This window comes from Providencia rustigianii, assembly GCF_900637755.1.
Lineage (GTDB): Bacteria > Pseudomonadota > Gammaproteobacteria > Enterobacterales > Enterobacteriaceae > Providencia > Providencia rustigianii.
The window spans coordinates 695,904-709,809 of record NZ_LR134396.1 but is presented as its reverse complement, the minus strand read 5'-3'; the positions used below and the strand labels follow the sequence as shown (position 1 = coordinate 709,809).

The following is a 13,906-nucleotide window of genomic DNA, read 5'->3' as shown; positions in this document are numbered from 1 at the left end:
GGCGCAAGCGACAGCGACAGCGCGGAGCATGACGATAATTTAGAGCTCATCGAGAATACTTAATGCATCCGCCAACTTCTTCACCCCATACACTTTCATATCGGCCGGTAATTTTTTTGGCATATTGGCATGGGGAACGATAGCGCGTTTGAAACCATGTTTTGCCGCTTCTGAAATACGTTCTTGCCCACTCGGTACAGGGCGGATTTCTCCTGCCAGTCCAACTTCACCAAACACCACTAAATCGCGAGGTAAAGGACGATCTCGGAAACTCGACACTAAAGATAATAGCAACGCAAGGTCAGCGCTGGTTTCCGTCACTTTGACGCCACCGACCACGTTCACAAACACATCTTGGTCGGACATTTGTAGCCCGCCATGGCGATGCAGCACCGCCAGCAAAATAGCCAAACGGTTTTGTTCTAAACCGACAGCAACACGGCGTGGATTGGACATCATAGAATGGTCGACAAGGGCTTGAATTTCTACAAGTAATGGGCGCGTACCTTCCCATACCACCATCACCGAGCTACCAGACGTCACTTCATCCCCACGGCTTAAAAAAATTGCCGAAGGGTTGCTGACTTCTTTTAACCCTTGTTCGGTCATAGCAAAAACACCCAGCTCATTGACTGCACCAAAGCGGTTTTTATGGCTACGCAAAGTACGAAAACGGTTATCCGCATCCCCATCGAGCATAATCGAGCAGTCAATGCAGTGTTCAAGGACTTTAGGTCCCGCCAGTGAACCATCTTTGGTGACATGACCGACCATGATGATCGCCACACCGCGAGTTTTGGCAAAGCGAGTCAGATAGGCGGCGGTTTCACGCACTTGCGCTACACTACCCGGCGAGGATTGGATATCCGCCATATGCATGACCTGAATGGAGTCAATAACCATCAATTTAGGCTGTTCTTGCTCGGCAGTCAGGCAGATTTGTTCAATACTGGTTTCCGACAACATATTCAGTGAATCTGTTGGTAACCCTAAACGGTGAGCACGCATCGCGACTTGCTGTAGGGATTCCTCCCCAGTCACATAGAGGGTTTTCATTTCTCGGGATAGCAAGCACATAGTTTGCAGCAATAGGGTACTTTTACCTGCCCCCGGGCTTCCCCCGATCAAAATTGCACTTCCCGGTACTACCCCTCCCCCCAACACGCGGTCAAATTCTTTAAATCCCGTGGTAAAACGCGGCAGTTCTTCGAGGCTAATTTCAGACAGTTTTTGGACTTTACTGACGCCAGCCGCATTTCCTGCATACCCCGTCAGCCTATCTGTACGAGCCGCCGCCGTCGATGCCAAGCGCACTTCCGTAATGGTATTCCATGCATTACAGGCACTACACTGCCCTTGCCAGCGCGGATAATCCGCCCCACACTCATTACACACAAATGCCCTTTTTGCACCTTTCGCCACAGCCACTCCTTAATCACCCAATAAAAATATTTAGCGCTTTATTTTTAAATCTTTAATTCTTTGACTTTTAACTTCTACAAATTTTCTAAATAGTTCACGTTACGACTAGGCGGCAAGTGAGGATATTCCTAGGAGCATACACAAGTATGTGACTAGGATAACCGAAAGAAGCCAACACCCCTACAATCCGAAATATGACGAAAACTCTTTAGTTTTTAACTTCTACAAATTTTCTAAATAGTTCACGTTACGACTAGGCGGCAAGTGAGGATATTCCTAGGAGCATACATAAGTATGTGACTAGGATAGCCGAAAGAAGCCAACACCCCTACAATCCGAAATATGACGAAAACTCTTTAGTTTTTAACTTCTACAAATTTTCTAAATAGTTCGGCGTTGTAGGTAGGCGGCAATTGAGGATATTCCTAGGAGCATACATAAGTATGTGACTAGGATAGCCGAAAGAAGCCAACACCCCTACAATCCGAAATATGACGAAAACTCTTTAGTTTTTAACTTCTACAAATTTTCTAAATAGTTCGGCGTTGTAGGTAGGCGGCAATTGAGGATATTCCTAGGAGCATACACAAGTATGTGACTAGGATAACCGAAAGAAGCCAACACCCCTACAATCCGAAATATGACGAAAATTAGCGTTCCTCGTGCTTGAGCCCCCCGCTCAGGACACATAGGACTCCCATGAGATCCGCATGCTTAATCCCCACTTTCGCCCTCGCATACACTTTCGGCTTCGCATGATACGCAATTCCCAACCCTGCTTTTCTGAGCATTTTGAGGTCGTTTGCTCCATCACCAATAGCCACAGTCTGTTCCAGTGGAATGTCTAATTTTTCAGCCAGTTTTACGAGGGTTTGTGCTTTGTATTTGGCATCCACGATAGGGCCTTTAACTTTCCCCGTCAGTTTGCCATTTTTCACTTCGAGTTGGTTAGCCACGGCCGCGACCAGTTTTAAGCGTTGGCGCAAATTATCCGCGAAGAAAGTGAAGCCGCCGGACGCAATCGCAATATGCCAATCCATCGCTTGGAGTTTGCGAACCAAGCTGGTCAATCCAGGCATCAGTGGCAAGGTTTCAAGGACTTGATCGAGGATTGCAGCATCTGCACCTTCGAGAAGTGCAACACGAGCACGCAGACTTTCTGTAAAGTCTAGCTCACCTTGCATCGCCCGCTCAGTCACTTCAGAAACTTGTTCACCCACACCGACTAGTCGAGCAATTTCATCAATACACTCGATTTGGATCGCCGTAGAATCCATATCCATCAGCAAGATCCCAGGAGATCGTAAACGCGGAATTTTACCTAATGGCACCACATCCAATTGACTATCATCGGCAAGTTTTTTAATTCTAGGAGTAATGCTGCCGGCGATGCGGACAACTTGATAGTCATCAATGCGCCAAGAAGAGACGATCACAATAGCGATCCCTAAACGCTGCTGGAAATCACTGATCCGGGCTTTATCTAAACCACGGCCATATAATAACCACCCTGTGTCCCCTGCACGATAATCTAATGGCATCACTTCTTCACCACTTAGTGAAAGTGGTAAACCCGGCCATTTCTGGATTTCATCGGGCAGATAACAATAGGTCAAACTCGTTGACATGAAAATTAGCTCCTGTAGTGGATACAAACTTTTGTGGGCACAACCTTTTTTTTGTAATGTATACCCTGAATAAAATTACTATACTTAGATTTTCCAGCACGTTATCGTTTTGCTATTCACGCCATTGCGGTCAAACAGACAAAGAGCACCATTAATCTTATGAAACTCCCGTTTAGGCTACACAAAACCGTTATTATCGTTATTTGCGTTGCACTGGTAACCTTGCTGATGCATGGGGTTTCATACTTGGGCTATAGCCAAAATCAAAATCGAGTGGAACAATTTAAGCAATTAACTCAGGTATTAGCTGAGCAAGTGGCATTCAGCTTATCCGATTATATGGTTCCCGGCAGCAAAGATTTTAATTTAGAACGAATTAATGCCAATCTTAATCATCTCGCCCGAGATAAATATATTTTAGATGCGAGTTTATATACTGCCGCAGGCGTGCTAGTCACTCAAGTCGGTGAGCCTACAACCGTCAAAGAAAGGTTGGCTATCGATAGCAATGTCGCACTGCAAAATTTTCAATATCAGCTAGTCGTCCCCGTTCAAGGGGAAAAAGAACCGAAAGGCTATTTACGCCTAACTATCGATACTGAATTGCTCATCGCAGATACTCAACAAACCGATAACAGCACAAATATTATGCGCACTTTTATATTATTAGCATTGTGCATCGGATTTATCTTGGCAAATACGTTATTCCGTTTGAAGAAAAAGAAAGGTCAGCAGCAGCCGTTAATTGTCACGCCAGAAGAGAATGATGAAAGTGATAATGGCAAGGGAGCCGTACAACAAAACAGCCCCCCACTAAAAACACCGAATAAACGTCCTCACGGAAAACGCCGTAAGGAACCGAGTGCACATCGTTCCAGACGAGTGGTAAAAAAACACGTCAATAAACCAGAAAATTAATCGAAAAAAACAACCCATTTATTCTCTAGATTGACGTCGTATCGAACACGATCGGCGCAATTAGCTCCACTTTTCCTTCAACAAGTAACGTTTCTGGTGGTACAGGGAATGGCGCTGCTCGCTGGATAGTCGCCATTGCCTCTTTATCCAGAATCTTAGTTCCTGATGAGTTAATCAAACTCGCACTCACCAGCCCGCCATGGTTATCAACGATAATTTTTACCTGCGATACTCCTGTAGAACGAAAACGCAATGCCGCTCTTGGGTAACGCTTGGATTTTGCTAGTCGCTGATGGACTTCACTTTGCCATCCTTGATGGCCGCTCACCGCTGCCGCAGCATTGCTGGAAAAATTAGCGCTGTTATTCGATGCACTACCGGATGTCGGCACGGAAGTCACCATTGATTCTTGAGGGGAAACCGGCGCGTCTTCCAACACTTTTTTCTCTTGGATTTGTTGCTTTTTCGGTGGACGTTTTTTCTCGGTAACTCGGGTTAACGTTCCATTATCTACGAGGGGAGTTTGGGGTAATTTTTCTACTTTTTCAACGACTTCAGGTTGAATTTCCTCACGCGTCGCCATCTGCTGTTTTGGGGCGTTATTCACCTCAGGCTCATTCTGCTGTTCAAGCTGATATAGCCCCAGCTGCAAAGAGATTGCAGGTGGCAAAACCCCAGTTCTCGGAAGATTCGACGTGAACCATCCAATAAAAATCATTGCGAGTGTTCCATGGAAAACAAGACTAACAAATAAACCGCCCAGAGGACGAAAAATTGGGCGATCCAGCTGACCCATACTGCTGTTCATATTTTGCCTCACATCTTTATTTTTCGCCGATTATAGGCATAATACAAATCAAAATGATATTCATTATTATTAATAAAATAACAATAGTAACTACAAGGTATTGATTTATTTTACAAAGTAAATTTGAGCAAATAATTTGAACTCTTTCACTTTTGACACCAGAAAATGACTATCGATAAATCCCTTGCCCGCAAGATTAGTGGGGCGTACCAATCAACCCATAGCCAGCTTGTGCGATTTTTCCGCAATCGGCTAGGTAATAGTAACGATGCGGATGATTTATCACAGGATGTGTTTACACTATGGCTGAACCGTAAAGCGGAGGATCCCGTCAAAGAGAGCCGCGCTTATCTGTTCAAAATTGCCAGTAATGTGTTAATTGACCATTGGCGACGTAATCAGCAACAAAATCAATCAGCGACTTCGATTGATGATGTCGCTCATGAGCATAGTTTCGAGCAAACTGCGGCAGATCCCAGTGAAATATTGGAACATCAGCAACGTATTACGCAGTTAAGTGAAGCCATTGATCTCTTGCCTCCTCGTCGTCGAGAAGCGTTTTTGCTGTATCGCTTTGATGGCTTATCGCAAAGTGAGATTGCTGAACGGATGGAAATTTCTATCAGTATGGTTGAAAAACATATTGCTGCGGCATTAGTTCACTGTAAAAAACACCTTGAAGATCAGGGCAATAATAAGTAATGGCAGACTCAAAAACTCAGCAACTGGATGAACAACAGCGCATCGATGAAGACGCGGCGCTGTGGTTTACTCGCGTACATAGCCAGCGGCTTAGCAACCAGCAATCTCAGCAATTCAAAGCTTGGCTACAAGCTTCGAAAGCTCATGCTGATGCTTTTGAATCTATCGCCGGAATTTGGCAAGATTTTGATGAAATGCCACGTCCGACGAGTACTGATATCACGATACCCAAACGCCAACTTTCTTTTTTTTGGAAGCCAATGGGTCATCTTGTTGCCGCCTGTTTTATTGCCGCCGTACTCTTTTTACCCTATAGCCACCTACCGTCCATGTTATTAAATAACATGACATTAGCCGCCACTGATTCCCCTAAAGAAGTCACTCTATCCGATGGCTCACGACTGTTTCTTAATCACAATACTCGAATCCGCGTCGCCTATGAGACTCAAGTTCGCCAAGTGTATTTAGACCAAGGCACCGCTTACTTTAAGGTAAAGTCGAATCCTTATCGTCCATTTATTGTTCAAGCGGATCAACGGCGGATCCAAGTGGTAGGAACCGAATTCGAAGTCAATAAACAAGGGCAGCAAGTCGCGGTAAATGTCAGCCAAGGTATCGTCACCTTTCAAAGCCAAAAAGAGGCTAAACCGGTATTTTTACTCGCTGGGCAAAGTGCCGTAAGTCCGAAAGTTGATGGCCAAATCGCGTTACGTAACGTTAATCCCCAAGATGTGGCGAGATGGCGTTACGGTGAACTGGTTTTTGTGGATAAACCGCTTTCTGATGTTCTTGCAGAATTAAAAACCTATTCAAGTTTCAATGTTGAACTTTCGCCAAGCACATTAGCCGCTCGAAAAATCTCTGGTCGAATAAATCTCCAGCGTCCTGAAGCCTTTTTTCAGGCACTTCCCTCATTGCTTCCTGTACAAGTTGTCTATCAAGACAAAACTAATCTATTGATTATTCAGAATAAACAAAAATAACTGAAAAATATTTTCATTTGCAGGTGAGGATAATTCTCATTTCACCCTCTTCTTAAGTAGCTTCATTTTTTATTGAACATTTTATCGCACACTTTTTGTGCAGCTTAAGAATAAGGGATATCCATGGCAATTCAATTCACAATCGGCCGATTTAAACCGATTGCGCTGTCAGTGGCGGTCGCTAGCGCCTTAGTCAGCCAATCAGTTATCGCTCAAGAACTTACGTTTTCACTACCCGAACAAGGGCTTGCTAGTTCCATTGAGCAAATTAGCCGTCAAGGGCAAGTCGCACTGTTATACGATAAGGGGCAGCTTAACGGCTTACGCGCCCCCGCATTATCAGGGACTTATTCTCCGCAAACCGCATTACAAAAAATCCTCATTGGTAGCGGGTTAGAATTAGTCAATGAAAATGGCATGTTAGTGATCCGCCCGCAGAATTTAAACCAAGGCACATTGGTTCTGCCCGAAACCCAAGTTTCTGGCGCGGTGCAAAATCACCCATCAATGGATGTGATGTCGGCACCACAATATGTCACCGCAGAAGAAATTAGCCAAAAAAACACCGGTGACGGCAACATCACAGATTTAATGAAAACCAACCCTGCGGTGCAATTTGCCAATAACGATAGTAACTCCATGAACCAAGGGGAAATCAAGCCTTCCCGTATTTCTATTCACGGTTCGAGCAGCTACCAAAATGCCTATCGCCTTGATGGCGTCAGTTTCAATAATGACTTTGACCCTGCCGATAATGGCTTAGGGGAAACGGCAACGAAGCTCAGCAGTAGCGATCAAGGGATCTACATTGATAGCCGCTTGATTGATAGCATGGCAGTCTACGATAACAATATTCCTGTGGAATTTGGTGGTTTTACTGGGGGCACCGTTGAAGTAAATAGCCGCCGCTGGCAAGGTGAAAATAGCGCCCACGCCTATTATCGCTTGACCCGCTCTGGCTGGAATAATCTGTTCCACGATTCAACCCAAGCCATTGATACCAGCAAGAATGACACGGCAAACCCTGCTCGTTTCCAGAATCGCTATGATAAAAATGATTTTGGTGGTTGGTTTGAACTGGGTGTCACCGAAAATTCTGGGGTGGTATTCTCCGCATCACGCCGTAGCTCGACAATCCCGATGACCGTGACGGGAGGTGCTGGTGCTGTCATCGAGAACGGTGAAGTTGAGATGACTGAGTTCGCTTCTGGCTCCAAAAACCAGCACAGAACGTCAGATAACTATTTCCTAAAATACTCGATTGATTTATCGGATGTTAACTCGCTAGATTTATCCGCTAACTATGCGTCGTATCAAAGCCGCCTCTTCTCTTCATCTGTGATGAATTCAGGTTATGACTCAACGCATAATGGTTTTGGTCTAACAGCCGTTTATAAACATCAGTTGAGTCTTGGTCAATTAGAGCTCACCGCCAATACGCAAGATCTGAAAGATGAGCGCGATAATGACCAAAAATATTCCGTCATTCTTCGTGCTGCCGTTGACAATGATTACAGCAATATGGTCGATGCCAATAGTGGTGGCTTAGGGGATCTTATTTCCCAACAAAGAAGTCAAAGTGCGAAAGCTGTCATGCGCTTTAATCCATTAGAAGATGGTTTAGGAGCGACCCATAAACCAACGGTCGGAACCGAAATCAGCTATACAAAAGGCATCTATAAACGTGACAAAGATTATATTCAATACACGTTTACAGGAAACGTTGATAAAGATGATATGTTTAATGGGATGCTGTGGAATGCCGCCCGCTTTAAAGCAGGTAAATACACCGCTGATTACACCAACTATGCACTATTTTTAGATGACACTATCGAGTATGGTCGACTCACATTACGCCCCGGTATTCGTCTTGACCGTGATGACTTCGTTAGCCGTACCAATATAGCCCCCCGCCTTACAGGAACTTATGACGTATTTGGTAATGGAAAAACCCAAATTATTGCGGGCGCCAACCGCTATTATGGACGTTCCATGCTTAACTACGCATTATACGGTGCTCAAAATGGTGGTATGCAAACCTGCGATATGATGTCTGATGTATGTACTGTTAACCCCAATATCAATACTTGGGAAAACAAGAAAGATTATGAAGGCTTAGACTCACTTAAAACACCATATAACGACGAACTTACCCTTGCGCTTCAACAAGATATTCTTGCGACTACATGGCGCTTACAATATGTTCATCGCGAAGGCTATGATGAAGTTCGTAGCCGTACAAAAACAAAAAAATTGGATATGTTTGATCCTGAAAGCAAGATCCGAGTTTTCGATAATGATGGGCGTAGCTCACATGATACTGTGACATTATCTGTTAACAACTCACAACCTTGGGAATGGGCGGAAGCTTCCCATGTGATGACGGCGTCATTAACTTGGCAACAAACAGACAGTAATACTCCAAAAGACTCTGGCTATAACTACTTTGAAGGTCGTAATGACCTGAATCTAAACAAAGTTTATTATAATGGCAAAGTCATTGATGCCTCAAAATTACCTTCAACAAGCTTCAACTCCCCTTTCAAAGTTAACTTAGAGCTAACCAGTGTGTGGGATAACTATGACCTAACTTGGTACAACCGCCTACAGTGGTGGGGAGCTCGTGACCAAGTCGTTCGTTATGGAAATGGAGAAGGCACCTACACCGATCCTGAGTATGGTTTAATTCGTCGATACACTGACCAACATTACTCAAGCAAATATACATGGGATACCCGCCTAGGCTGGAAACCTGATTTTGCTTATGGATTTGGTGTCTCTGTTGAAGTCAATAACGTCCTGAATAACAAAAACGTTGCAGATACCTTTACCTACAGCAATAGGACCATTAAATCTTACGATCCGGGTCGTCAATTCTGGCTTCAAGTGAATTACGACTTCTAAGCGATACCAATGAGCAATGTCAAAAACCATAACCAAGAAATAGTGCGATGAAGACTATTAAACAATTTTTCTATTTAGTAACACCTTTTTGGGGGCAGCGTGCTGCCCTTTTGTGCTGGCTATTACTGTTTGCCTCACTGGGATTAACCCTTTCCTCCGTCTGGTTCAATGTCAAAATGAACATGTGGAATGGTGACTTTTATAACGCTCTGCAAAAGTTAGATGGACAAGCTCTTTACGGGCTATTGCAGTATTTTGTTATTTTAGTCAGTGGGCTAATTTTTGTGGTCGTTATGGGCTCTTACCTCAAGCAGATGCTTATTATCCGCTGGCGTAAAGGTATGACCGAACAAGTTTTGAGTCGTTGGTTATCCAGTAATAGTAAACACTATATGCTGAGATTAGCCTCCCAAGAACCTGATAACCCAGACCAACGTATCGCGGAAGATATCCGCTTACTGATTGAGTCCACCTTGAATTTGCTGGTGACGTTCCTGCACTCCATGCTAACACTGGTCTCCTTTGCCGCCATTTTATGGACGCTATCTGGCAGCCTCTCATTTAGTTTCGCAGACAGTGTTTGGACCATTCCCGGCTATATGTTCTGGGCATGTATTATTTATACTATCTTCGGGATCGCTCTAACCCAACTGATTGGTTATCCATTACGTCGTTTGCATATGGATAAACAGCGTCGTGAAGCCGATTATCGTAGTAGTTTAATTAACTGCCGCCAGCACGGTGATGCCATCGCCGGACAGCGGGGTGAGAATCAAGATCGTAAAGAATTAATGGGTCGTTTCAGCGAAATCATCCGTAACTGGAACCAGCTCATTCGTTGTGAACGTAACCTTTCGTTTTATACCGTTGGCTATCAGCAAGTGACCGCATTAGCCCCTGTATTACTGGCACTGCCCAAATTTTTGGCAGGTGAAATAATGCTTGGTGGGTTGATGCAATTACGCCAAGCATTCTCCAGCGTTGCCACATCATTAGGCTGGTTTATTTTTGCCTATAAAGAAATTGCCGCATGGCAAGCAACCGTTGCTCGTCTATATAATTTCGTGGTTTTACTGGAGCATGATAAAACCCCTGAAGTCACTATTGAAGAAAATCAATCACCACTCAAGGCGACCGTTAGCTTATTTACCGCAGACCATCGCCCTCTATTGGATAACGTTTCTCTCAATGTCAAAACTGGCGAATTAGTGCTAGTTTCCGGTCGCTCAGGGATTGGCAAATCGACCTTACTACGAACGTTAAGCGGTCATTGGCCATTCTTTCATGGCGATATCACGCGAACTCACAGCGTAATGTGGCTACCTCAGCGTCTATATCTCCCCGTCAGTCGTCTCGATAACTTGTTAGCGTATCCACAAGATGCCAGCAAATTTTCACAGGCTGAATTGCAACATGCGTTGAGCCTCGTTGGATTAGAAAAACTTCATCATCAGCTCGCCTTAGAAACTGACTGGAATAATCGCTTATCGGGTGGTGAGCAGCAGCGAGTGATGTTTGCCCGCTTGTTACTCAACCGACCAAAACTGATGTTATTGGATGAAACCACGTCTGCATTAGATGAAAACAGCGCGTTAGCCCTGCTACAACTGCTGAAAAACCAGCTCCCTGAAAGCAGCATTGTGTTAGTGAGTCATCAACGCTTTGTCGGTCAGCTCGCTGATCAACATGTTGATTTAACTGAGCCTCACAATGATGCCCCTTTAATGACAGGAACCCCTGAATATGTTTCGTAAAATTACTTTAGCTGCCGCTGTTGCCCTGCTGCTTGGTGGCTGTGCTGGCAATATGTCGCCGAAAAATCATGGGCAACAGTTGTTGCCTGTTCGCCAAGACTTACAACATTATCAACTCGATAATGGCTTACAAGTTTACTTGCTGCAACGAGACCAGCCGGGTGTCGAACTGCGTTTATTAGTCAACGCGGGGTCGTTACAAGAAACTGAGCAGCAGCTAGGATTAGCGCACTTTACTGAGCACATGGCATTCAAAGGTACTAAACATTTCCCGGGAACCACTGGCTTTAAACAGTTGGAGCAACAGGGACTGAAATTAGGAAGCCATGTGAATGCAATCACCAGCTTAAACAGCACGTTGTACAAACTATCGTTACCTAATGCAACACCTGCGCAAGTGACCAGTGGATTGCAGGTCATGGCAGATTGGGCGGCGAATATGACCTTCGATGCAGATGCTTTTGAAAAAGAGCGCCCTGTGATTATCGAAGAGTGGCGTTTACGCCAAGGAATGGGTTACCGCATCAATGACAGCTTAGAAAAATTACGCTACCACGGTAGCCGCTATGCCGAACGCAATCCGATTGGTTCACTCGATGTGGTTCGCCAAGCCCCCATTGAACAAGCTAAAAACTATTACCAAACGTGGTATCAGCCTCAACGTATGAGCTTATTGATTATTGGGGACTTTAATTCTTCGTCAGTTCGCAATGAGGTTAACACCTTATTCGCACTTCCGAAGCCAGAAAAAATTTCCCAAGATTCACCGGAGTGGAAGCGCTTTACCGATTCTAATAATATGTTAGTTCAAGGGATTTTTGATAAAGAGCAAGGAGCGCGTTATGTTCAGTTTGCTCTGCAAAAAAATGTCTCTGCACCGCTAAATACTCGCCAAGGTCAAGCTGAAGATTTGATGGATAATTTATGGTTAACCATCCTAAATCAACGTTTTTCTGTGATGGTGGATAATGGCATTCTGCCGTCTATCAGTATCAATGAGCAGGGATCAATGCTGGATAATCAACGTCTCCAGCAACTCATGATTATCCATCCAAAAGGCAATGATTATGCGGGAGCCACTGAAGTGTTATTCACGGAGTTGCAGCGTCTTGCAACAGAGCCAGTGACTCAGCAAGAATTAGACACAGCAAAACAAGCTATGCTGAAAAAACTCAGCCAACAAGCAGGTTCCGAACAACGTTACAGTAATGACTATATGGCTGGACAACTGACCACCGCACTCGAATATGAGATGCCAATGTGGAATAAGCGCCAGCAATTAGATAACAGTTACCAGTTAACAAAAGATATCAAGCCACAAGATTTACAACGTCACGTTGCAACACTTTTGCAGGTTGCCTCTCCACGTTTAGCGTTAATTGGCCCTGATACCGATGCCAACAGTGTTAATAAAGCCACCTTTAGCGAACAATGGCAGAAAATTCGCCAAACCTCTCCGGGTCCTTTTGCCTTACGATCTCAGGCGATTAATTTGCAATTACCCGCAGTTACTAAAGGCTCAATTGCACAAGAATCTGACTTACCGATCGCCAAAACAGAGCAATGGATATTAAGTAATGGAATCAAGGTTATTGTTAAATCAGATAAAAATCTGAAAGATGATATTCAATTCAATTTACAGTTACCCGGTGGACGCTCCTTAGAAACCCCACAAACCGCAGGTTTAACCGATTGGGCGTTAAAACTCCCCGAAACCAGTGGTTATGGTAACTATAGTGCCCGTGATCTAGCCTTGCTCGCAAAACAAAATCAAATTAGTGTGCGACCATACAGTGAGCTACTGACTCACGGTTATCGCGGTAAAACGCCAGTCGATAATTTAGAAACTGCGCTGAAACTTCTTAACTTAAAGCTGACTACTCCACAATTTAGTGGTGCAAAGCTAGAACAACAGAAACAAGCATTTGAATTAAATCTGGCAAAAACGCCTGTTGAACGCACTTTCCTCGATCATATTAATCAGCAAAGTTATCAGCACGGCGAGCTATTAGTGATTTCACCACAAGGTGCTTGGAAGCAATTCACCGCCCAACAATTGCAGCAAGCTAACCGCCAATTATTAACGTCGACGGCAGATATGACGTTGGTGATCACCGGAGCCATGAATGCCCGTGAACTGAAACCTTTGTTAGAACAATGGGTTGCTTCTATCCCAGCTCATGATGGTAAGTTGGTATGGCGTAACCAAGGGATCATGCCAAAGATGGAGAGCTTTAATCAGCAATATCCCATCAGTAGCAGCGATAAAAGCATGGTCAGCATTCAATTTGCCGCACCAGCCCAGTGGTCACAGCAAGATCAATTAGCCATGCAGTTAATTGATACGATTGTTAGCCAGCGTTTACGTGGAGAACTGCGTGAGAAAGCGAGCGGTATCTATGCCCTTGGATTCTCTCAAATGTTAGCAAAAAGACCGCAACCTTATTATATGGGACGCTTGAATTTTACCACGTCTCCAGAGCGCGCTTCTGAGATGGTACAAATCGCCCAAAAAACGGTGGATAAAATTCGTCAATCCGGTGTGACAGAGAAAGAGTTAACTGAAGCCAAAAATATCTGGCTCACGGAAAATTCGCAGGTAACAGACAGCTCAAGTTATTGGACTGAAGCGTTAGCTCAAGTGGCAGCGGATGATAAACAGTTCCAACGTATCACCCAAGAGCAAGCAATTATTGAGAAGCTCAGTACTCAAGATATTAACCGGCTTACTAAGCAATATTTAGGCCAAAACCAGAAAGTGTTTATGATGACCCCGTAATCAGTTTA

Annotated in this window: 9 protein-coding genes; 6 read left to right on the top strand and 3 right to left on the bottom strand. The window is 44.4% G+C overall.

The window, feature by feature from the left end:
* Positions 1-39: 39 nt before the first annotated feature.
* Together radA and serB are read right to left on the bottom strand one after the other, a co-directional pair.
* The gene (gene radA / locus EL244_RS03195) at positions 40-1,422 is read right to left on the bottom strand and encodes a DNA repair protein RadA (RefSeq protein ID WP_115163972.1); all 1,383 of its coding nucleotides are present in this window, start codon (positions 1,420-1,422) and stop codon (positions 40-42) included.
* A gap of 650 nt (positions 1,423-2,072) precedes the next feature.
* Entirely contained in the window at positions 2,073-3,050 is a 978-nt protein-coding gene (gene serB, locus EL244_RS03190; RefSeq protein WP_006815877.1) for a phosphoserine phosphatase, read from the bottom strand.
* Positions 3,051-3,209: 159 nt separating this feature from the next.
* On the opposite strand from serB, the gene EL244_RS03185 reads away from it, so the two are divergent.
* Positions 3,210-3,968 (top strand): AhpA/YtjB family protein, encoded by a 759-nt coding sequence (locus EL244_RS03185; protein WP_006815878.1) that lies wholly within the window; start codon positions 3,210-3,212, stop codon positions 3,966-3,968.
* Positions 3,969-3,993: 25 nt separating this feature from the next.
* Here EL244_RS03185 and EL244_RS03180 read toward each other — a convergent pair whose 3' ends face one another.
* Positions 3,994-4,776 (bottom strand): energy transducer TonB, encoded by a 783-nt coding sequence (locus EL244_RS03180; protein ID WP_039855640.1) that lies wholly within the window; start codon positions 4,774-4,776, stop codon positions 3,994-3,996.
* Between the two features lie 165 nt (positions 4,777-4,941).
* Here EL244_RS03180 and EL244_RS03175 point away from each other — a divergent pair, with 165 nt between their 5' ends.
* The 5 genes from EL244_RS03175 to EL244_RS03155 all read left to right on the top strand — a co-directional run bounded on the left by EL244_RS03175 (position 4,942) and on the right by EL244_RS03155 (position 13,898).
* Positions 4,942-5,478, top strand: coding sequence for an RNA polymerase sigma factor (locus EL244_RS03175; protein WP_126436368.1), 537 nt, complete (start codon positions 4,942-4,944; stop codon positions 5,476-5,478).
* Positions 5,478-6,461, top strand: coding sequence for a FecR family protein (locus EL244_RS03170; protein WP_126458706.1), 984 nt, complete (start codon positions 5,478-5,480; stop codon positions 6,459-6,461). The genes EL244_RS03175 and EL244_RS03170 overlap by 1 nt, the downstream gene beginning before the upstream one ends.
* A 123-nt stretch (positions 6,462-6,584) precedes the next feature.
* Entirely contained in the window at positions 6,585-9,365 is a 2,781-nt protein-coding gene (locus EL244_RS03165) for a TonB-dependent receptor (protein WP_126458703.1), read from the top strand.
* Positions 9,366-9,412: 47 nt separating this feature from the next.
* Complete coding sequence (locus EL244_RS03160; protein WP_126458700.1) at positions 9,413-11,119, top strand: ABC transporter ATP-binding protein/permease; 1,707 nt, start codon at positions 9,413-9,415, stop codon at positions 11,117-11,119.
* Positions 11,109-13,898: a M16 family metallopeptidase gene (locus EL244_RS03155; protein WP_126458697.1), complete on the top strand. Its 2,790-nt coding sequence runs from the start codon at positions 11,109-11,111 to the stop codon at positions 13,896-13,898. The genes EL244_RS03160 and EL244_RS03155 overlap by 11 nt, the downstream gene beginning before the upstream one ends.
* The last annotated feature ends 8 nt before the right edge of the window (positions 13,899-13,906 follow it).